18 protein-coding genes and 1 tRNA gene are annotated in these 19,257 nt (G+C 71.2%); 10 read left to right on the top strand and 9 right to left on the bottom strand.

Annotation, left to right across the window (positions count from 1 at the left end; genetic code table 11):
- Positions 1 to 282: 282 nt before the first annotated feature.
- A tRNA-Pro gene (locus tag COGEMETH_RS21575) sits at positions 283 to 359 on the bottom strand.
- Between the two features lie 86 nt (positions 360 to 445).
- Entirely contained in the window at positions 446 to 1,165 is a 720-nt protein-coding gene (locus COGEMETH_RS21570; protein WP_238184707.1) for a 4'-phosphopantetheinyl transferase family protein, read from the bottom strand.
- Between the two features lie 156 nt (positions 1,166 to 1,321).
- Between COGEMETH_RS21570 and COGEMETH_RS21565 the strand changes: the two genes are divergently transcribed.
- Positions 1,322 to 2,635 carry an MFS transporter gene (locus tag COGEMETH_RS21565; protein WP_238184706.1) on the top strand — a complete coding sequence of 438 codons (1,314 nt, stop codon included), beginning with the start codon at positions 1,322 to 1,324 and terminating at the stop codon, positions 2,633 to 2,635.
- A gap of 193 nt (positions 2,636 to 2,828) precedes the next feature.
- Complete coding sequence (ligA, locus tag COGEMETH_RS21560) at positions 2,829 to 5,273, top strand: NAD-dependent DNA ligase LigA (protein ID WP_238184704.1); 2,445 nt, start codon at positions 2,829 to 2,831, stop codon at positions 5,271 to 5,273.
- 25 nt (positions 5,274 to 5,298) lie between these two features.
- Here the strand turns inward: ligA and COGEMETH_RS21555 are convergent, their stop codons facing one another.
- On the bottom strand, positions 5,299 to 5,820 hold the full coding sequence (locus tag COGEMETH_RS21555; protein WP_238184702.1) for a DUF2244 domain-containing protein: 522 nt from the start codon (positions 5,818 to 5,820) through the stop codon (positions 5,299 to 5,301).
- A gap of 20 nt (positions 5,821 to 5,840) precedes the next feature.
- On the opposite strand from COGEMETH_RS21555, the gene nth reads away from it, so the two are divergent.
- Positions 5,841 to 6,569: an endonuclease III gene (nth, locus tag COGEMETH_RS21550; protein WP_238184700.1), complete on the top strand. Its 729-nt coding sequence runs from the start codon at positions 5,841 to 5,843 to the stop codon at positions 6,567 to 6,569.
- Between the two features lie 241 nt (positions 6,570 to 6,810).
- On the top strand, positions 6,811 to 7,605 hold the full coding sequence (purC, locus tag COGEMETH_RS21545) for a phosphoribosylaminoimidazolesuccinocarboxamide synthase (RefSeq protein WP_238184699.1): 795 nt from the start codon (positions 6,811 to 6,813) through the stop codon (positions 7,603 to 7,605).
- On the opposite strand, the gene COGEMETH_RS21540 is transcribed toward purC, so the two are convergent.
- The 4 genes from COGEMETH_RS21540 to COGEMETH_RS21525 all read right to left on the bottom strand — a co-directional run bounded on the left by COGEMETH_RS21540 (position 7,599) and on the right by COGEMETH_RS21525 (position 12,497).
- On the bottom strand, positions 7,599 to 9,266 hold the full coding sequence (locus COGEMETH_RS21540) for a glycosyltransferase family 2 protein (protein WP_373875412.1): 1,668 nt from the start codon (positions 9,264 to 9,266) through the stop codon (positions 7,599 to 7,601). The genes purC and COGEMETH_RS21540 overlap by 7 nt on opposite strands.
- An 80-nt stretch (positions 9,267 to 9,346) precedes the next feature.
- Positions 9,347 to 11,206 carry a glycosyltransferase family 2 protein gene (locus tag COGEMETH_RS21535; protein ID WP_238184712.1) on the bottom strand — a complete coding sequence of 620 codons (1,860 nt, stop codon included), beginning with the start codon at positions 11,204 to 11,206 and terminating at the stop codon, positions 9,347 to 9,349.
- A 181-nt stretch (positions 11,207 to 11,387) separates the two neighbouring features.
- Complete coding sequence (locus tag COGEMETH_RS21530) at positions 11,388 to 11,966, bottom strand: hypothetical protein (protein ID WP_238184697.1); 579 nt, start codon at positions 11,964 to 11,966, stop codon at positions 11,388 to 11,390.
- A 60-nt stretch (positions 11,967 to 12,026) separates the two neighbouring features.
- A complete protein-coding gene (locus COGEMETH_RS21525) occupies positions 12,027 to 12,497 on the bottom strand; it encodes an invasion associated locus B family protein (RefSeq protein WP_238184708.1) in 471 nt (156 codons plus the stop codon).
- Positions 12,498 to 12,849: 352 nt separating this feature from the next.
- Between COGEMETH_RS21525 and COGEMETH_RS21520 the strand changes: the two genes are divergently transcribed.
- The gene (locus tag COGEMETH_RS21520) at positions 12,850 to 13,227 is read left to right on the top strand and encodes a hypothetical protein (RefSeq protein WP_238184695.1); all 378 of its coding nucleotides are present in this window, start codon (positions 12,850 to 12,852) and stop codon (positions 13,225 to 13,227) included.
- 12 nt (positions 13,228 to 13,239) lie between these two features.
- On the opposite strand, the gene COGEMETH_RS21515 is transcribed toward COGEMETH_RS21520, so the two are convergent.
- Together COGEMETH_RS21515 and COGEMETH_RS21510 are read right to left on the bottom strand one after the other, a co-directional pair.
- The gene (locus COGEMETH_RS21515) at positions 13,240 to 13,974 is read right to left on the bottom strand and encodes a M48 family metallopeptidase (protein WP_238184694.1); all 735 of its coding nucleotides are present in this window, start codon (positions 13,972 to 13,974) and stop codon (positions 13,240 to 13,242) included.
- Positions 13,975 to 14,075: 101 nt separating this feature from the next.
- The gene (locus tag COGEMETH_RS21510; RefSeq protein ID WP_238184692.1) at positions 14,076 to 15,353 is read right to left on the bottom strand and encodes a polyhydroxyalkanoate depolymerase; all 1,278 of its coding nucleotides are present in this window, start codon (positions 15,351 to 15,353) and stop codon (positions 14,076 to 14,078) included.
- 178 nt (positions 15,354 to 15,531) lie between these two features.
- On the opposite strand from COGEMETH_RS21510, the gene COGEMETH_RS21505 reads away from it, so the two are divergent.
- From COGEMETH_RS21505 to purQ, 5 genes are all read left to right on the top strand, one after another.
- A complete protein-coding gene (locus tag COGEMETH_RS21505) occupies positions 15,532 to 16,908 on the top strand; it encodes an ActS/PrrB/RegB family redox-sensitive histidine kinase (RefSeq protein ID WP_238184691.1) in 1,377 nt (458 codons plus the stop codon).
- Between the two features lie 37 nt (positions 16,909 to 16,945).
- Positions 16,946 to 17,548, top strand: a complete 603-nt coding sequence (locus tag COGEMETH_RS21500) for an ActR/PrrA/RegA family redox response regulator transcription factor (protein ID WP_238184689.1) — start codon at positions 16,946 to 16,948, stop codon at positions 17,546 to 17,548.
- A gap of 103 nt (positions 17,549 to 17,651) precedes the next feature.
- On the top strand, positions 17,652 to 17,912 hold the full coding sequence (locus tag COGEMETH_RS21495; protein ID WP_238184687.1) for a hypothetical protein: 261 nt from the start codon (positions 17,652 to 17,654) through the stop codon (positions 17,910 to 17,912).
- 204 nt (positions 17,913 to 18,116) lie between these two features.
- Positions 18,117 to 18,356 carry a phosphoribosylformylglycinamidine synthase subunit PurS gene (gene purS, locus COGEMETH_RS21490; protein ID WP_238184684.1) on the top strand — a complete coding sequence of 80 codons (240 nt, stop codon included), beginning with the start codon at positions 18,117 to 18,119 and terminating at the stop codon, positions 18,354 to 18,356.
- Positions 18,356 to 19,036 (top strand): phosphoribosylformylglycinamidine synthase subunit PurQ, encoded by a 681-nt coding sequence (gene purQ, locus COGEMETH_RS21485; RefSeq protein ID WP_238184682.1) that lies wholly within the window; start codon positions 18,356 to 18,358, stop codon positions 19,034 to 19,036. Before purS ends, purQ begins: the two co-directional genes overlap by 1 nt.
- The last annotated feature ends 221 nt before the right edge of the window (positions 19,037 to 19,257 follow it).

Below are 19,257 nucleotides of genomic sequence, written 5' to 3'. Positions count from 1 at the left end.
GCGCTCCCCTCTCCCGCCCCTCGCTCACGCGAGGGCCACCCTCCCCCGCAGAGGGGGGAGGGTGGCGCGCGGGCTTGGATTTCCTCCGGATCGCAGTCGATCCGAACCTGTGTAGGCCGTAGCCACAAGGGGGAGGAGAGACGCGGTCCGTTTTGAAAGCGATATGTACCTCGGCAAGCGCACGAGGTCGGAGCGTGCTCCTCAGATGCAAAACAAGCCGACACCGTCCCGGTAAGCGGGCCTCGATCGACGGTTCTGCTGACTTGGAAGAGCGGGAAAGATTGGTCGGAGTGGCAGGATTTGAACCTGCGACCCCCACGTCCCGAACGTGGTGCGCTACCAGACTGCGCTACACTCCGACATGCCGGCTGGGCCGGCGAGCGGGCTTATAGCCGGGGGTTTCCCCAGCCGCAAGCGACTCGTCGCGGTCCCGGCCGTTTCATCGTCACGGAAGGGCGTCCGGCCAGCCGGCAGGCAGGGCGTGGAGCGAGAGACGCGCCTCGGCCGATGCGATCGCCGCCGCGCCGACCGTGCCGGGCCCCGGTTCGAGGTGGCGCAGGGTCCAGGCCCGCGGCGATCCGCCCAGGATGCGCAGGAGGCGGGGCGGGTCCGGCGGCAGGCTCACGCTGAAATCGGCGAGCGGCAGGGACAATCCGGCGCCGAGCGCCTTCACCACGGCCTCCTTGCGTGTCCACAGGGCGAAGAACGCGGCCTCGACCTGTCCGGCCGGCAGCGCCGCGAGGGACGCGGCCTCGTCCGGGGCGAAATGGCCGTGGGCAATGCGCAGGGCATCCGGCAGTGGGCGCACGGCCTCCACGTCGACGCCGATGGGACCCTGCCGGGAGAGGCCGACAAGGGCGCGGCTGCCCGAATGCGAGAGGTTGAAGGCGAGGCCACGGTCGGGGCCGGCCAGGGCCGGCTTGCCGGCGGGGCCTGTGGTGAAGCGGAGGCGGCGCGGGTCGGCGTCCAATGCCAAGCCGAGGATCAGCCGCAGGGCGGCGTGGCTGGTCCGATAGCGCGCCTGGTCCTCGGCCCGCAGGAAGCGACCCGCTCGGGTCTCCTCCTCGGACGAGAGCACCCCTGCGCAGCGGGCGCGGCCGGCCTCGGACAGGGCGAGGTCCACGGTCCAGACCTGGCCGCCATAGAGCGGGCCGGGCTCGCTCACGGGCCAGTCCGCACCGCTCACGTGGTGGCTCGCGGCGGGGCGTCCGGGCAGCTAAGACCGGGGCCGGGGAATGGATGGGCGTGCAATGGCCGGCCTCGACGGACAGGGGACGGCCAGGATCGGCCGGACGGATCGCCGCCGCAAGCGGCGGCCGGCATGAGCAAGACCTTCGTGGCGGTGCACCTGCCGACCCTGCGGAGCCGGGGCGCGCGCTACGGCGTGTTCTTCGCGACCTACCTCTACCAAGGGTTGATCGCCGGCTTCTCCCTGACCGCACTCGCCAACCACCTCGCCGGGCAGGGCGTCTCGGCGGCCGAGGTCGGCCTGCACTTCGCCGTGGCCGGCCTGCCCTGGACGCTGCAGCCGATCCTGTGGGGGCCGGTGGTGGACCGGGCGCGCGGGGCGGCCATGGGCCGGCGCCGGGTCTGGAGCGTGCTGGCGGTCCTCGGCTGTCATGCGGCCCTGGCCCTGCTGCTCCTGGTTCCGGGCGAGGCGGCCTTGGGGCGGCTCGGCCTCGTCTTCCTCGGCCACAGCCTGTTTGCCGCCCTCCTCGACACCGCCTGCGACCGCATGATCCTGGACCACGTGCCGGAGGGCGAACTCGGGCGCATGAGCGCCTGCACGCGGGCGGGCTTCGTCACCGGCACCAGCCTCGGGGCAGCTGTCTTCGCCTGGATGCTGGCCGCGCACGGCCTCGCCACCAGCGTCCGCTGGCTCCTGGCCGCCGGCATCCTGGCGAGCCTGCCGATACTTTTGATCCGCGAGGGGCCGGAGGACGCGCTCCTCTCTCTGGCGCGGCGCCCCCTTGCCGGGACTGCGCGCCCGCTGCCGCTGCCGCGCTTCCTGAAGCGCCTCGCCATCGGCCTGCGCCGGCCCCAGGCCCTGCGGCTGCTGGCCCTGTGCTTCGCACTCGACGGGGCGATCGCGCTGTTCGAACTGCCCTACGGCATCGACCTCGTGCAGCGGCAGGGCTGGGAGGCCGACGCCCTGTCGCGCCTCCAGGCCGGGCTGGCGCTCGCCGGCGGCACCCTGGGCGCGCTGGGCATCGGCCTGTGGTCGGACCGGGCCGGGCCGCTGGCGCCTCTGCGAGCCCTGCTGCTTGCCAGCGCAGGGGCCTTCGCCCTGGCCGGCGGCCTCATCGCGGCCGGCCTCGGCGGGGCGGCGGGGCCGGCGATCCTCGGCCTGACCAACGTGCTGCCGGGCCTGCTCGTCGTCGCCCTGGTGCCGGCGCTGATGCGCGCGAGCCGCGGTCGGGCCGGGGCGGCCACGCAGTTCGAGGTGTTCATGGCGGTGATGAACCTCGGCTCGGTCTGCGGCGGCGCGGCCTCGGGCGTTCTGGCGCCCGTGCTGCCGCTGGCCGTCGTCGCCGGGTCCGTCGCCCTCGTGTTCTTGGGGAGCCTCGCCCTGGTGCGGCGCCCGGACCTGATCTTTTCGCGATGGCGGGAGGCGGGGTCGGCGGACCCGCCGTGACGCGCAACGCGGGCGCCCCTGTTCAAGCGGCGGAAACCCATCCGGCGCCATACTTCCGTCCTTCCGGATCGGCTGGAATTTAGTGTCGCTCACAAAATTCCCGCTGCGCCGTCGCGGCCAGAGGAAGCGCTCCCGGTGCTCGGGAGTTTTGTGAGGTGCACTCAGCCCCCGGCGCCCATAGAAGCTCGCGACCATGCCCGCATCACACGACGCCCCGCTGGACGACCTCACCCCGGAGACGGCCGGCGCCGAGCACGCGGCCCTCTCCGAGCGGATCGCGGAGGCCGACCGGCTCTACCATGAGGAGGACGCCCCCGAGATCACGGATGCGGAGTACGACGCGCTCCGCCGCCGGCTGGAGGCGATCGAGGCCCGGTTCCCCGATCTAGCCGGGACCGGTTCGGCCAGCACCTCGGTCGGGGCCAGGCCCTCGGAGAAGTTCGCCAAGGTGCGACATGCCGTGCCGATGCTGTCGCTGGGCAACGCCTTCACCGCGGAGGAGGTGGAGGAGTTCGTGGCCCGCGTGCGCCGCTTCCTCGCCTGGCCGGAGGACGACGCCCTGGCCTTCACCGCCGAGCCCAAGATCGACGGCCTGTCCCTGTCCCTGCGCTACGAGGGCGGGCGCCTCGTCACGGCCGCCACACGCGGCGACGGCGAGGTCGGCGAGAACGTCACCGCCAACGCCCGCACCGTCCACGACATCCCGGAGCGGCTGACGGGCGCGGACGTGCCGGACGTCTGCGAGGTGCGGGGCGAGATCTACCTGTCGCATGCCGACTTCGCGGCGATCAACGTCCGGCAGGAAGCGGCGGGCAAGGCGCTCTTCGCCAACCCGCGCAACGCTGCGGCCGGGTCGCTCCGCCAGCTCGATCCCGGCATCACCGCCGCGCGGCCCCTGAAGTTCTTCGCCTATGCCTGGGGCGAGGTGCAGCCGGCGTTCACGGGCACGCAAGCGGGGGTGATGGAAAGGTTTTCCGCCTGGGGGCTTCCGGTCAATCCACTCACCATCACCTGCGCGGACACTGCTGCGATGGTCGCACAGTACGAAAAAATCGGGGCGCAGCGGTCCGGCCTCGGCTACGACATCGACGGCGTCGTCTACAAGGTGGACGACCTCGCCCTCCAGCGCCGCCTCGGCTTCGTCTCGCGCTCGCCCCGCTGGGCGCTCGCCCACAAGTTCGCGGCGCAGACGGCGCTCACGGTGGTCGAGGGCATCGACATCAACGTCGGGCGCACCGGCTCGCTGAACCCGCTGGCGAGGCTGCGGCCGGTGACGGTGGGCGGCGTCGTGGTCTCGAACGCGACGCTCCACAACGAGGGCTACGTCAAGGGCGTGGGCGGCGACGGCGAGGCGATCCGCGAGGGCCGCGACATCCGCGTCGGCGACACGGTGATCGTACAGCGGGCCGGGGACGTCATCCCCAAGGTGATGGACGTGGTGCTCGACGAGCGCCCGGCGGACGCGGTGCCCTACGTCTTCCCCGAGACCTGCCCGGCCTGCGGCAGCAAGGCGGTGCGGGCGGTGAACCCGCGCACGGGCAAGCCCGACGCGATCCGCCGATGCACCGGCGGGCTGATCTGCCCGGCACAGGGCGTCGAGCGGCTGAAGCACTTCGTCTCGCGCAACGGCTTCGACATCGAGGGCTTCGGCGAGACCTATATCGAGGTGCTGTTCGAGGCCGGACTGGTGCACCAGCCGGCCGACCTGTTCCGCCTCGACTTCGACGCGCTGAAGGCGGCCGTCGTCGCCCGGCGCGAGGCGCTCTCGGCCGAGCGGCGGGCGGAAGGCCGCACTGCGGCCGAGCCGGCGAAGAAGGCGGCCAAGAAGAAGGGCGAGGAGGAAGACAAGGCGATCAAGAACCTGCTCGCCGGGGTCGCGGTACGGCGGAGCCTGCCGATGAACCGGCTGATCTTCGCGCTGGGCATCCCGCATATCGGCGAGTCGACGGCCAAGGCCCTGGCCAAGCGCTTCCCGACCATGCCCACCTTGATCACGGCCCTCGACGCGGCGGCGGCAGGACAGGGCGGTCCGCACTGGATCGAACTCTCCGCCGTGCCTCGCATCGGCCCGACCACCCGCGACCGGCTGCTGGAGGTGGGCTTTCCCTCCGATGCGGAGGACGCGGGGGAGCCTGCGCCGGAGACGAAGATCCGACTGACGGTCACCCAGCGCGCGAGCCTGCTCAAGCATTACGGGGATGCCGCCGCCGTCCGTGCGGCCATCGCGCAGGCGGCCGGCGAACGGCCGGGCGACGCCTACCGCGTCTTCGCGGACGACGGCGAGATCGGCCCGGTGGCGACCGACTCGCTGATCCAGTTCTTCTCGGAGCCGCACAACGCGAACGCGGTGGCGGCCCTCCTGGCAGAGGTGGAGGCCGAGCCGATGGCGGCGGCAGCCTCCGCGACGGCCTTTGCCGGCAAGACCGTCGTGTTCACGGGGAGCCTCGAAAAGATGACCCGCAACGAGGCCAAGGCGGTGGCCGAGCGGCTGGGCGCCAAGGTCTCCGGCTCGGTCTCGGCCCGCACCGACCTTGTCGTGGCCGGGCCCGGCGCGGGCTCGAAGCTCAAGGATGCCGAGAAGCATCAGGTGACGGTGATCTCGGAGGACGACTGGCTGGAGATGGTGGCCGGCGCCTGAGGCAGGCTCCCAAACCGAAAAGAAATCAAAACCCCTTCTTCACCTGGGTGAGCGCGCGGGTCAGGCCGCGGGCGATACGGGCGCGCTCGTCGGGGCAGGCGTCGCGGGCGACGACGACCTGCTCGCGGCGGGAGACCAGGGTCAGGCGCTGGAGGCCGTATTCCTCGTCCTCGACCTGGGTCAGCTTGGTCCACAGGGGATTGAAGCGCCATTCCTGCCGCTCGCCGCGATGGCTGACGCGGGCGAGCAGGATCTCGATCTGCGTGATCGCGACCTCCTCGAAGGAGCGGCCGCGGCGGAAGCTGACCTTGAGGGCGGCGTAGACCGCCAGCATGTCGAGGCCGAAGAAGCCGGCGATGGGCCAGAAGCCCATGCGCCAGCACCAGACCGAGATGACGAGGGAGACGAGGCAGCAGCCCGTCATCACCACCCGGAAGCCAGTCCGGCTCAAGGATTGGTGCGGCCGGATCGTCGCACGGAAGACGGGACGGTCGATGCTGTCGGGATCGAGGCCGTCGGGGTGGACGGAGAGGTTGCCGCTCGCCATCCGGCCAATATAACGCGCCGATGGCTCCCAGGAAGACGAAAGCATCCGATCCGGCCTCCGTGGGGGCCGCATTGGCCCGACCGATCGTCGCACGGGTCGAGACGGCGCCCGCGCCGGTCGACGCCGCGACGCGGCTGGAGATCTTTTCCCGCCTGGCGAAGGCCAACCCGGAGCCGCGGGCGGAACTGGACTACGGGAACGCTTACACGCTCCTGGTCGCCGTCGTGCTGTCGGCCCAGGCGACGGACCGGAGCGTGAACCTCGCCACCGCGCCGCTGTTCGCCATCGCCGACACGCCGGAGGCGATGCTGGCGCTCGGCGAGGAGCGGGTGCGCGACTTCATCCGCACCATCGGCCTGTTCAACACCAAGGCCAAGAACGTCATCGCCCTCTCGCGCATCCTGGTGGAGGAGCACGGCGGCGCGGTGCCGGCCAGCCTTGAGCACCTGCGGGTGCTGCCGGGGGTGGGCGCCAAGACCGCGAGCGTGGTGCTCAACGTCGCCTTCGGCGTGCCGCGCATCGCCGTCGACACCCATATCTTCCGGGTCTCGAACCGGATTCCCCTGGTGGTGGCCGCGACCACCGACAAGGTCCAGGCCGGGCTGGAAGCGATCGTGCCGGAACAATTCCTGCTCAACGCCCACCACTGGCTGATCCTGTTCGGGCGCTACGTCTGCAAGGCGCGCCGCCCCGAATGCCCGCGCTGCCCCATCGCCGACCTCTGCCGCTATCCGATGAAGACCGCCTGACGCGGCGGGGCTTGGCACGAGGGCGATTCGTCCACCGGAAACGGCGGTCGCGGGCGCTGCCCCGCGCGGGTCTGCGCAGTCGCCCCCGCACGGCTAACGCGTTGTGCTGCCAGCCTGCTTCGGGTAGTTTGCCCGCCGACCGCCGGGGCCTTCGGCAACGATCGTCCCGGCGTCACGACCCCGCATCAGGTCGTCACGCCGCGGATTCCGCATCGTCGCCATCGCCCAGGAGTCACGGCCCATGGACTTCCTCAAACCACGGTACACGCCTATGAACCGCCGCCGTCGCATCTACGAGGGCAAGGCGAAGGTCCTTTACGAGGGGCCGGAGCCAGGGACGCTCATCCAGCATTTCAAGGACGACGCGACCGCCTTCAACGCGAAGAAGCACGAGATCATCGACGGCAAGGGCGTTCTGAACAACCGGATCTCGGAGTTCGTCTTCCAGCACCTGAACGACATCGGCGTGCCGACGCACTTCATCCGCCGCCTCAACATGCGCGAGCAGCTCATCCGCGAGGTCGAGATCATCCCCCTCGAGGTGGTGGTGCGCAACGTCGCGGCCGGCTCCCTCTCCACCCGGCTCGGCCTGGAGGAAGGCACGCAACTCCCGCGCTCGATCATCGAGTTCTACTACAAGAACGACGCGCTCAACGACCCGATGGTCTCCGAGGAGCACATCACCGCCTTCGGCTGGGCGACGCCGCAGGAGATCGACGACATCATGGCGCTGGCGATCCGCGTCAACGACTTCCTGTCCGGCCTCTTCCTCGGGGTCGGCATCCGGCTCGTGGACTTCAAGATGGAGACCGGGCGCCTCTGGGAAGGCGACATGATGCGCATCGTCGTCGCAGACGAGATCTCCCCGGATTCCTGCCGCCTGTGGGACATCAAGTCCTCGGACAAGCTCGACAAGGACCGCTTCCGCAAGGACCTCGGCGGGCTGATCGAGGCCTACACGGAAGTCGCCAAGCGCCTCGGCATCATGTCCGAGAACGAGAAGGTACAGACCGGCGGCCCGCGCCTGGTTCAGTGAGGGCTCCGGCGCACCACGCCCGGTGCGCCCTGCCATAGGCGGCCCCCGCGCAGGCGCGCGTGGGTCGAGAGGTCCGGGTCGAAGCCCGGATGGTAATGGGGGTCCTGCGCCAGCAGCGGCCCCCATCGTTCTTTGAGGTTGGCGACCTCGGCCGCGTGGCGGGCGCGGGCCTGCGGCGTCCAGCGGCGGCTCGCCGCCTCCCGGTGGTGGAGCACGGCGCCCGGCACCAGCAGGGTGCGGTATCCCTCCCGATTCAGGCGCAGGCACAGGTCCACGTCGTTGAAGTCGACGGCGAACTTGTCCTGATCGAAGCCGCCGACCGCGGCGAATTTCTCCGTTTCCACGGCAAGGCAGGCGGCCGTCACCGCCGAGACCTCGTGGGTGGCGCGCAGCATCGACAGGTAGCCCGGCGCGTCCGTCGGAAAGTGCCGGTGGCCGTGGGTGACGAGGCCGCCGGTGCCGAGCACGATGCCCGCATGCTGGATGCGGCTCTCCCCGTCGAGGAGCTTGGCGCCGACCGCGCCGACGTCCGGCCGCAGGGCCTCGCGGGCCAAGCGCGTGAGCCAGTCCGGCTCGAACGCCTCCACGTCGTTGTTGACGAAGACCAGGAGCCGGCCCCGCGCCAGCCCTGCCGCCCGGTTGTTCATGGCCGCGAAGTTGAACGGGCCGGGACAGGGCACGATGCGGGCGCTCCCCTCCGCCTCGAGCGCGCGAAAATAGGCCAGGGTCTCGGGCTCGCGGCTGTCGTTGTCGCAGATCAGGATTTCGAACGCCGGCCAGTCGGTGCGGGCCGAGAGGCTGGCGATGCAGGGCCGCAGCAGGTCGAGCCGATCGCGGGTCGGCACGATCATGCTGGCGAGCGGCAGCGGGTCGGGCAGCGGATGGGCGATGTCGATCACGCCCTCCGGGCCGAAGGCGAGGCGGGAAGCGGCAAAGCCAGTGCGATCGAGATGGGCGCGGACGATTCCGACGCGGGAGGGCGTCGAGAGCGCCTCGCTTCGATCCGGGGCGCGGGTCCCCTCCCCCTTGCGGGGAGGGGTCAGGGGTGGGGGTGGTGCCGGATGAGACTCATAGGTGCCTTCTGCACCATCCCCACCTCCGGCTCCTCCCCGCAAGGGGGAGGAGAGGCCATGTGGCTCGGACACGGCCGAATATGGCCGCCAAAGCGAGATGACCTCCGGCAGGTGCCCGATCGCTATCCCGCCGAACCGTTCCGTGATGCGGAAGACGACCTCCAGCGCGGGCCGAGTCTCGAACGCAGCGAGGGCGGTGCGGCGCACGGCCAGCACCGGCCCGATGTAATCCACCCCCAAGAGCAGGACCGGGTCGAAGGCCGGACGCAGCAGGGGCAGCACTGGGCCGCCAGCCTCGAATTGGACGAGGGCGTCCCCGTAGAGGGCCTGGAGGGACGGGTCGGCGAAGGCTGCGACGATCCGGGCCTGCGCACCCTCCACCAGCCTATGGCCGGGAGGGCAGAGCAGGTGGATGCCGGCGTCGCTCCAGCCGGCCGCGGCTGCGGGAAACCGGTCGAGGATCTCCGATGGCAAGGTCAGGCGATGGTCGATGCCGACGAGGGCGGCGAGGGACTGGCGCGCCCGCAGGCGTTTTCCGCTGAGACGCGCGCGCAGGATCGCGAACGCCCGCCCCGGATGGCGCAGCATCTGCCGCAAGGCAGGGCCGAGACGGCGCGGGTGCGATGAACGGGCAAAGCGCAGCGCGTCGAGGGACTCGTCCCGCTCCACTATTCCAGGTCCTCGCCGAAGGTCGTGAGCGACAGGGCCGGGTGATAGAACGGATCGTGGCGGATCGCGTCGCGCCAGCGGGCGGAGAAGCGCTCCGCCTCGGCCTCGAACCGGGCGCGGGCCGCGCCGACCGACGGGCCACGGCTCACGGATTCGAGGTGGGCCAGGGTGGCCGCGGGCGTCCACACCGTCTTGAAGCCGGCCGCCCCCAGCCGCAGGCAGAAGTCCACGTCGTTGAAGTCGATGGGGAAGGCCTGCGCGTCGAACCCGCCGACCGCATCGTACTTTGCGCGCGTCACGGCGAGGCACGCGGCGGTGACGGCCGAGACCTCGTGGGCGACGCGCAACTGCCCGAGATGTCCCGGCGTGTCGCCCGGCCGGCGGCGCAGGATGTGGCCGGCCCGGCCCCCTAAGCCGACCACGACGCCCGCGTGCTGGAGCGTGCCGTTGCCGTAGAGAAGCTTGGCGCCGACCGCGCCGACCTCCGGCCGGCAGGCCTGCCGCACCATCGCCTCCAGCCAGCCGGGCTCCAGCACGGCCACGTCGTTGTTGAGCAGCACGACCACCGCGCCCGTGCCGGCGGCGACGCCCGCGTTGACCATGGCCGAGAAGTTGAAGGCCTCCGGATAGGACACGATCTTTACGCGCGGATCGGCGCGCAGGTCCTCGTAATGGGCGAGCACGCCAGGGTCGGTCGAGCCGTTGTCGACGATGACGAGTTCGATCGCCGGATAGGCGGTCTCGTGCAGCACGCCCCGGCAGACCGGCGCGATCAGGTCGAGGCGGTCGCGCGAGGGGATGACGATGCTCACGAGCGGGGCCGGCTGCGGCAGGGGCCAGAGCAGGTCGGCGACGCCACCCCGCAGCACGGCCTTGGCCGGGGAACCGACGGCGGCCAGATGCGCCCCGAGGGCCGCAATGCGGGTCTGCGCGTCCGGCTCTGCCGCGACCGTGCGCGCCAGGACGCGCGGGACGTGGCGGGGCCGTTCGCAGGCCGAGGCTGCGGCAAGAGCGAGGGCGAGGGAAAAGTCGGCGATGGCGCCGGCCGGCCGCTTGGGCAGCCGGGACAGGAGGCTCCGGGTCAGGAGCTGCGGGCGGCCCTGGTAGCCCTGCGCCATGGCGAAGTCCGGGCTCCAGTCCGGCTTGAGCCGCGGGGTGCCGTCCGCGCCGATCTCGTCGGCGTAGACGAGGTCCGCGTCGGCCGCGGCGGTCGCGAGCAGCGCTAGGGCGTCACCCGCCAGGGCGTCGCCCGGCTCCAGCAGGCAGACGGCGTCGGCGCCGGACAGGAGATCGGTCAGGGAGTGGTCCGGGTCCCAGGTCGCGTGCGACACGCGCGCGTCCAGGGAGACGGCCTCGGCGGGGACGCCGCCCTCCCAGGCGACAAGGGCCTGCCAGTCCCGGTGGGTCTGCCCGACGAGGCTCGCCATCGTGTCGGCGAGACCGCCCGTCCGACCGGCCCGCACCGGCACGAGCACCGTCACGGGCATCGTCGCGTGCAGCGTGGCCCCGCCGCCCGCTCGCGCCGCAGCCCATTCGGGGTAACGGGTCAGCGGCGTGACCGCGCAGGCCCCGCGCAGGATGTCCCGGTAGCGGCGCCCGTCGCCGCGGGCGCGCTCGTAGAGGGCCGAGACGCAGCGCCATGGGCGCCGGGCGAGGCATTCCAGCAGGACATCGGCGTGGCTGCGCAGGCCGACGCCCTCCAGCACGAGGCCGGGACCGGCGGCCAGGCGCAGCTCGCGCGCATCCCCGGGCACGAGGCCGAGCCATTGCGCCCGCCCCTGCCCGGCACCCGGCAGGACGAAGTCCTGGGTCTGGCCGCCCGTCCGCAGGATGCGCAGGACCGGCCGCTCGGGGGGCATGGTGGGATCGCAGCGGAACCGCAGCACGATCCATGCGCCGCGCCCGTCCTCGGACAACACGAGGCGGCGGTCGAAGACCGGATCGTCTACGGGCTCCAGGCGGAAGGCCGTCTCGCGGCCGGGTCGAACGCCCCGATGCGCCGGCGGCGGGGTCAGGTGGGTGACGCCGGGAACGACCGCGTCACTGCGCGGCACCGGGCTCGCCGCCCTCGGGGGCCGTGGTGGCGACGGGAGGCTTGCGGCGCGGCTTCGGCTTGCCGGCCTTGGCACCGCCGCCGCCGAGCCCGACCTCGATCTCGTAATCGGCCGCCAGCGCCGGCGGCACGATCAGCCCGTCCTCGACCATCGTGGCGAAGCCCTGCGCCTGGCCGGACTCGATCACGACGGTGAAGCGCTTGGCGCGGGAGGTGACGACCTTGTCGCCGTTCTTGATCGCGATGGAGAGCGGCACCTCGAACCGGCCCGGGGAACCACCCGGGCCCAGCAGCACGCGGGCCTCGACGCCGACCTTGACCGAGACCGAGCCGTCCTGGAGCCGGGAGCATTCCCGCGCGATCTGCCCGAAGGTGGTCTGGGAACGCACGCCGCCGGCCCCGCCCTGGGCCTGGATGGCGGCCCGGCCCTCGGCCACGTCGACGGTCGGGCAATAGGCGGCCTCGGTCTCCTTCGGCTGCGAGGGGGGCACGGTGGTGCCGCCGTATTTCAGCAGGTTGGAGAAGATGTTGCCCTCCTCCGCGCACGCGCCGCCGGCACCGAGCATGCCGGCAACGACCAATCCGCACACAGCCCATCGTCCGATCATCGCGCGATCCCGAAGAACCTACTTGAGACTGTCGAAGCCTGCCGCAAACCCCTTCATCGACAGCGGGATTCCGACGCCCTCCTCCGGGGTCTGGAACACGATGAAGGTCGCCTGCGTGCCGGCCTTGAACTGCTTGATCAGGCCGTCGTCCATGACGACCTCAGCGACGCAGCCGGTGGTCAGGCAGCGCACGAAGCCGGCGCGGCCGACGTCGGTCTGGTCGATCTTCAGGCCGAGCCCCGAGGGGAGCAGGACGCCCAGCGGCGCCACCACCCGCAGCAGGTAGCCGCGGTTGTCGGCCGTCTTCAGGACGATCACCACCAGAGTCAGGTTCGGCCGGTCCTCGGCCGCGAGATACTGCACCAGGGCGCATTGCTCCGCCTTGGCGCCGGCCGGCGTCTCGCAGCGCAGTTGCCAGTCCTCGAAGGTCTTGCGCACCATCCCCTGCGCCTGCGCGGGAGCGGAGCCGAGGGCCGCGAGCGCGAACAGGGCGAGCGCCGCAACCCGGCGCCGGACAGGATCGAGCCTCACGGGCAGCCGCACCAATCATTCCTTCCGGAGCGGGCCCCGCCCCTGGACGGGCGGGCGCCGAAAAACCGAGCCGTTCCGACCATGCGGGGCCCCGCACTGTCAAGCGACCGGCACGGGCTCATTGTTGCCATATTGCGCTATCGCAAGCCTTCGCCACGCCGTAAGCAGGCTGGCAAGGGGACATCATCAGGCACGCGGCATGAAATCCGTTGGTCGCGCATCGAATTCCCGCAGCACGGCTGGTCCGGCCGGCGCGGAATCGAGGCCCGGACATCGGCCGCGTTTCGTCTCGCACAGGAAACCTGACGCCATGCGTTCGCTCGCCCTGACGGCCCTCCTCCTCGGCGCCGGCCTCACCCATGCGAGCGCGCAGCCGCTGCCGGTCGGCGAGACCACCTACATCGAGCGCTCCCTGAACCGGGACGGCCTGCTCACGGTCGAGCACCCGCCGGTGGCGCGCAACCCCTACGGCCGCCGCAACGGCAACGATGCGGCCATCGCGGGCTTCTGCCGGGACGGCGGCTACGTCCGCCGCCGCGACGCCTTCGGCCAGCCCACGATCGTGCGCCAGCGCGAACTCTGCGACAGCGTCGCGCCGCGCACCCTGGCGCCGGGCGAGATCGACCCGCGTCCGACCTGGCCGGCCGAGCGCGTCCTGCGCGAGCCGGTGCTGCGCTCGAAGGGCTGAGGTCGCTTCGGCTCAGCCGTAGCGGTGCAGGGCGGCGCCGTTGCGCTTGAGCCAGGCTTCCGCCTCGTCCACGTTCGGGCAGAGGTCGCCGACCAGGGTCCAGAACCGGTTGGAGTGGTTCATCTCGCGCAGGTGCGCCATCTCGTGCGCGACGAGGTAGTCGAGCACCAGGGGCGGCGCCAGGATCAGGCGCCAGGAGAAGTTCAGCTCGCCCCGCGCCGTGCAGGAGCCCCAGCGGCTGCGCGTGTCGCGCACGGTGATGCGCTTCGGGCCCTGCCCCAGGGCCGCGGTGTAGCGCTCCACCGAGACGAGGAGGTCGCGGCGTGCCTCCAGGCTCAGGTAGTCGCGCACCCGGCGCGCGACGTGGGCCTCCCCGCAGGACACGGAGATCGCCGGATCGGGTGAGGCCGGCTCGACGCGCGTCGCACCGCTGGATGAGGCCCGGTGCACGATCCGGTGCGGCACGCCGCGCAGTGGCAGCACGGCGTCCGGCGCGAACGTCACCCGCTCCGGCACCCGCGCCAGCCGGGCCGCGATCCAGCCGCCATGGCTCGTGGCGAAGCGCTGCGCGGTGCTGATCGCGGTCCGCTGCGGCAGGGTGATAACGACCTCGCCGGTCGCGGCCGAGACCCGCAGCGTCAGCCGCCGCGCGGTCGGGCGCCGCCGCACGGCGATGCGGAAGGTCTCACCGTCATGGCCGATCTCGAGATGGTCCGGGTCGGGTCGTCGCAGGAGCGCGATGGGCATGCCGCCAGTCTAACCCCGCCGCGCGACGGCCTCCAGGCTCAGGCATGCCTCATCGCGTGAAAATATCCGCGCCGATGCGTCCGGTGCGGCGGCTCACGCGGTCAGCCCACCTGCCGCAGATACGGCACGCCGGCGGCCGGCAATGCCTGCATCTCGCGGATGAAGGCGCCGATGCGGGGCGCGATGATCGAGCGGTAGCGCGAGCCGTTGAAGACGCCGTAATGCCCGACGCCCTCCTGCAGGTGGTAGGCCTTGCGCGCGTCGGGCAGGTTCGGCGTGAGATCGAGGGCGGCCAGGGTCTGGCCGACGCCGGAGATGTCGTCGTTCTCGCCCTCGACCGCGAGGATGGCGCAGCGCCGGATCGCGGAGAGGTCGACCGGCTCGCCGCGGTGGCGCATCTCGCCCTTCGGCAGGGCGTGGTTGACGAACACCGTCTCGACGGTCTGGAGGTAATACTCCGCCGTCAGGTCCATGACGGCGAGATACTCGTCATAGAAGTCCCGGTGCTTCTCGGCCGAATCGCCGTCCCCGGTCACGAGGTGCTCGAACATGTCCGAATGGGCGTCGACGTGCCGGTCAAGGTTCATCGACATGAAGCCCGACAGCTGGAGGAAGCCCGGATAGACCCGGCGCCACGCCCCCGGATAGATCGGCGGCACGAGGCTGATGGTGTTCTTCTCGAACCAGGCCTGTCCCCGCTCCTGCGCGAGGCAGTTCACGGCCGTGGGCGAGCGCCGCGTGTCGATCGGGCCGCCCATCAGGGTCATCGAGACCGGGACGTTCGGGCTGCCCTGCGCTTCCATCACCGCGACGGCGGCCAGCACCGGCACGGAGGGCTGGCACACGGCCATCAGGTGCAGGTCCGGCCCGAGGTCGCGAAAGAGGTCCTTGAGGTAGTCGACATAGGTGTCGAGGTCGAAGCGGCCTTCCGTCATCGGCACCATGCGGGCGTCCGACCAGTCGGTGATGAAGACCTGATGGTTCGGCAGCATGGCCTCGACGGTGCCGCGCAGCAGGGTCGCGTAGTGGCCCGACATCGGCGCGACGAGGAGGAGCTTGGGCTGTGGCTCGGCGGGCTGGCGCAGGAAACCCCGGTCGAAGGTGATGACGCGGCAGAACGGGCGCTCCCACACCACGCGCTCGGTCACGGGAACGGTCACGCCGTCCACGATCGTCTCGCTCAGACCGAAGGCGGGCTTGCCGTAGCGGCGGGTGACGCGCTCGAACATCTCGCAGCCGGCCGCCATCGATCGGGCATAGGGCGAGTAGGCCAGGGGGTTGGTGGGATTCTGGAGGCTGTGCCGCGTCATGTCGGCGGCCAGACGCGCGGGGCCCATCATGAGCCGTGCACTCTCATACCAGATGTAGGCCAAATCCATCCCGAGCGTCCTTGCCTGCACCGGTTCAACCCGCGCATTCACGGAAGCAGGAAACCGTCCCTCCATTGGGAATGTTCCAACCTGAACCTTTCCCGAACGGCCCGCCTGTCACGCAAGACAGGCTCCCGCGGCCCGTCGGCCCTGCCATCCGGGGCCGAGCGCCCTATCGTTTCCGGTGATGCCCGATAGCGATCCGAACGGCCTCGTCCGCGCCGCGCGCCACCTGAGGCTCGACACCTTCGTGCGGCTGCGCTGGCTCGCGATCACCGGCCAGAGCGCGGCGGTGGTGGGCGCGCAGTTCGGCCTCGGGCTGGCGCTGCCCTTCGGCTGGTGCTTCCTGGTGATCGCGGCCTCGTCCTGGCTGAACCTGGCGCTGCGCATCCGCTTCCCGGCGAGTTATCGCTTGAGCGACGATTCGGCCGCCCTGCTGCTGGCCTTCGACATCATCCAGCTCGCGGCCCTGCTGTTCCTGACCGGCGGCCTGCAGAACCCGTTCTCCCTGCTCTTCCTCGCCCCGGTGCTGATCTCGGCCACCGCCCTGCCCCCGGAGCGGACCCTGGCGCTGGGGCTGCTGGCGGTCGGCCTCGCCACGCTGCTGGCCCTGCTGCACCGGCCGCTGCCGTGGTTCTCGGACGGGCGCATCGAACTGCCCTTCCTCTACGTCTCCGGCGTCTGGACCGCGATCCTGCTCGGCACGGCCTTCACCGGCGTCTACGCGTGGCGGGTCTCGGAGGAGACGCGCCAGCTCGCCCAGGCGCTGGCGGCGACCGAACTCGTGCTCGCCCGCGAGCAGCACCTGTCGCAACTCGACGGGCTCGCCGCCGCCGCAGCCCACGAACTCGGCACGCCGCTGGGCACGATCATGCTCGTGACCAAGGAGCTGATCCGCCAGCTCGGGCCGACCGCGTCCCCCGCGGTGGCCGACGACCTCAACCTCCTGCGCGAGCAGGTCGACCGCTGCCGGGGCATCCTCTCGAAGCTGACCTCGCTCGACGGCGACGGCGCCGGCTTCCTCGAGACGGTCAGCTTCAGCCACCTCGTCGAGGAACTGGTGGCGCCGCAGCGGGCGCTCGGCATCCTGCTCGCCGTCACCAGCCAGGGGGACGGCCCGGAACCGGCCTGCCGGCGCAACGCCGGGGTGATGTTCGGGCTCGCCAACATCCTCGACAACGCTGTGGACTTCGCCGACGCGCGGGTCGTGGTCGAGGCGCGCTGGACCCTCGACCGGGTCTGGCTGGAGATCCGCGACGACGGGCCCGGCTTCACCAGCGAGGTGCTGCTGCGCGCGGGGGAGCCCTACGTCACGACCCGCAACACCGAGCGGAGCCAGGGCGGCGACACGGTGGGGGCCGGCCTCGGCCTCGGCCTGTTCATCGCCAAGACGCTGATCGAGCGCTCCGGCGCACAGCTCACCCTGTCGAACGCCGCCGGCCTCGGGGCCGTGGTACGGGTGTCCTGGGCTCGTCACATCTTCGAGAGGGGCGCGGCGCCACGACATTCTCCGGAACTCGGTACGCTTCCGGCCCTGCCCTCGGTCGATCCCGCGCCTATATAAGGTGCTGACACGGCAGGCCGAAATTGAAGGAGCGTCCATGTTGACGCACATCGAAACCGCAGCGCCCTCCACCGAGAGCATCCACCTGGACGAGGGCGATCCGCTGGCGGCCTTCGCCGACCGCAGCCTCGTCATCGTGGACGACGACAAGCCGTTCTCGACGCGCCTCGCCCGCGCGATGGAGGGCCGCGGCTACGCCGTGCAGGTCGCCGAGAGCGTGGCCGAGGGCGTCTCCGCGGTCGACGCCCGCGCCCCGGCCTTCGCCGTGATCGACATGCGTCTGGGCGACGGCAACGGCCTCGACGTGATCGCCCGCCTGAAGGAACGCCGGCCCGAAGCCCGCGGCGTCATCCTCACCGGCTACGGCAACATCGCGACCGCGGTCACGGCGGTGAAGCTCGGCGCGTTCGACTATCTCGCCAAGCCCGCCGACGCTGACGAGATCCACGGGACGCTGATGGCGCAGCCGGGCGAGCGTGCCGACCCGCCAGAGAACCCGATGTCGGCCGACCGCGTCCGCTGGGAGCACATCCAGCGGGTCTACGAGTTGTGCAGCCGCAACGTCAGCGAGACGGCGCGCCGCCTCAACATGCATCGGCGCACCCTCCAGCGCATCCTGGCCAAGCGCGCCCCGCGCTGATCCGCGGGGCGGCCCGCCGGGCGCAGGCAGCGATGCTTCGCTGTTGCGTCCCGGCAGGCAATCGCGCTAGCAGGCGGGAAACCCGGCTGCCGGTCGATCCGGCATGCCCTGGAGGCCCGATCCGTTGAATACCCGCAACCTGATCACGATCCTGAGCATGATGGTGCTGGTCGGGACGGAGGTCTTTGCCGTCGCCATCGCCGCAGGATGGGCGCTGGCGGGCCTGTTCGATCTCGGCGACCACGTCGGGCACGTCCTCATGGGCGTGTTCAGCCTGTTCGCCGCCTGGATCATGCTTCAGCTCTGGCGCCGGGCCGTCAGCATCGAACCCCTCCGGACGATGCCGACGACCGGCAGGCGCTGAGGTCCACCGCCTCCGGACGGGCCGCTTTCCTCCGCTCTGGACGCATGGATGAACGTCGGGCGGGCCGAGGCGCATGACTATCGCGATCGGCTGCTTGAAACGCGTTCGACATCGGCTCAGCGGTTCGGTTAGAACCGCGGGGACGACCCGTACATCGACGCCGTGTGCGCCTGTCCTGCCCAGTCCACCTGTGAGTCCCGGATCATGAAAGCCCGCATCATCGTCACCCTGAAGACCGGTGTGCTGGACCCTCAGGGCAAGGCGATCGAGGCTGCCCTCAAGTCCTTCGGGATCGACGGTGTCGAGGGTGTCCGCCAGGGCAAGGTGTTCGACGTCGAAGTCGCCAGTCCCGATGCGGCCACCGCCGAGGCGGCGCTGAAGTCCGCCTGCGAGAAGCTGCTGGCGAACACGGTCGTCGAGAACTACGCGATCGAGATCGCGTGATGCGCGCGGCCGTCGTCGTCTTCCCCGGGTCCAACCGCGACGCGGACGTGATCCGTGCCTTGCGCCTCGCGGGCGCAGAGGTCGCGAGCGTCTGGCACGCCGACACCGCCCTGCCGGCGGGGACCGATCTCGCCGTCCTGCCGGGGGGCTTCTCCTACGGCGACTACCTGCGCTGCGGGGCCATCGCCGGGCGCGCGCCCGCGATGGATGCCGTCCGGGCCCATGCGGGCCGGGGGGGCCTCGTGCTCGGCATCTGCAACGGCTTCCAGATCCTGTGCGAATCGGGCCTGCTGCCGGGTGTGCTGATGCGCAACGTCGACCGCCGCTTCATCTGCCATCGGCAGACCCTGCGGGTGGAGCGCACCGATACGCGCTTCACCAGCGCCTACGCCCGGGGCCAGGTCATCGATGTCTGCGTCGCGCACGGCGAGGGCAACTACTTCGCCGATCCCGACACGGTGGCCCGGCTCGAGGGCGAGGATCGCGTGGCCTTCCGCTACTGCGACGCGGACGGCGCGGTCACGGCCGCCGCCAACCGCAACGGCTCCCTCAACGCCATCGCCGGGATCTACTCGGAGACCCGCAACGTCCTCGGGCTGATGCCGCACCCGGAGAACTTCGTCGAGGGCCTCGTCGGCGGCACCGACGGACGTGGGCTGTTCGACAGCCTCGCGGCTTGAACCGGGAACGGGGTTAACCGCGTATTAAGGTTTCCGGGGCATGAAGGGGGCAGTCCAGATGTCTGGATGTCGAGTGTGACTTCCGTCCACTCTGTTTGATGCCTCCCTGAACGACTCACCACAGCCGCCCTCACGGGCGGCTTTTTTTATGGGCGGGCGAGAGGTTCGCAAGACCAATCCTGGAAGCCTGTCATGGCGCGCGTCCCTTGTAACTTGCCCTC

Source organism: Methylobacterium trifolii, assembly GCF_022179685.1.
In the GTDB taxonomy this organism is placed as follows: Bacteria; Pseudomonadota; Alphaproteobacteria; order Rhizobiales; family Beijerinckiaceae; genus Methylobacterium; species Methylobacterium trifolii.
This window is presented reverse-complemented; position numbering and strand designations above follow the sequence as displayed.

Coding starts and splice junctions, on each gene's coding strand:
- COGEMETH_RS21555 (WP_238184702.1), bottom strand. CDS start 5,820: ATGGCGAGCGGCAACCTCTCCGTCCACCCCGACGGCCTCGATCCCGAC.
- purQ (WP_238184682.1), top strand. CDS start 18,356: ATGCGCGCGGCCGTCGTCGTCTTCCCCGGGTCCAACCGCGACGCGGAC.
- purS (WP_238184684.1), top strand. CDS start 18,117: ATGAAAGCCCGCATCATCGTCACCCTGAAGACCGGTGTGCTGGACCCT.
- nth (WP_238184700.1), top strand. CDS start 5,841: ATGGCTCCCAGGAAGACGAAAGCATCCGATCCGGCCTCCGTGGGGGCC.
- COGEMETH_RS21540 (WP_373875412.1), bottom strand. CDS start 9,266: ATGCTGCGCCATCCGGGGCGGGCGTTCGCGATCCTGCGCGCGCGTCTC.
- COGEMETH_RS21500 (WP_238184689.1), top strand. CDS start 16,946: ATGTTGACGCACATCGAAACCGCAGCGCCCTCCACCGAGAGCATCCAC.
- COGEMETH_RS21495 (WP_238184687.1), top strand. CDS start 17,652: ATGCCCTGGAGGCCCGATCCGTTGAATACCCGCAACCTGATCACGATC.
- ligA (WP_238184704.1), top strand. CDS start 2,829: ATGCCCGCATCACACGACGCCCCGCTGGACGACCTCACCCCGGAGACG.
- COGEMETH_RS21565 (WP_238184706.1), top strand. CDS start 1,322: ATGAGCAAGACCTTCGTGGCGGTGCACCTGCCGACCCTGCGGAGCCGG.
- COGEMETH_RS21535 (WP_238184712.1), bottom strand. CDS start 11,206: ATGCCCCCCGAGCGGCCGGTCCTGCGCATCCTGCGGACGGGCGGCCAG.
- COGEMETH_RS21510 (WP_238184692.1), bottom strand. CDS start 15,353: ATGGATTTGGCCTACATCTGGTATGAGAGTGCACGGCTCATGATGGGC.
- COGEMETH_RS21520 (WP_238184695.1), top strand. CDS start 12,850: ATGCGTTCGCTCGCCCTGACGGCCCTCCTCCTCGGCGCCGGCCTCACC.
- purC (WP_238184699.1), top strand. CDS start 6,811: ATGGACTTCCTCAAACCACGGTACACGCCTATGAACCGCCGCCGTCGC.
- COGEMETH_RS21530 (WP_238184697.1), bottom strand. CDS start 11,966: ATGCTCGGTGCCGGCGGCGCGTGCGCGGAGGAGGGCAACATCTTCTCC.
- COGEMETH_RS21505 (WP_238184691.1), top strand. CDS start 15,532: ATGCCCGATAGCGATCCGAACGGCCTCGTCCGCGCCGCGCGCCACCTG.
- COGEMETH_RS21515 (WP_238184694.1), bottom strand. CDS start 13,974: ATGCCCATCGCGCTCCTGCGACGACCCGACCCGGACCATCTCGAGATC.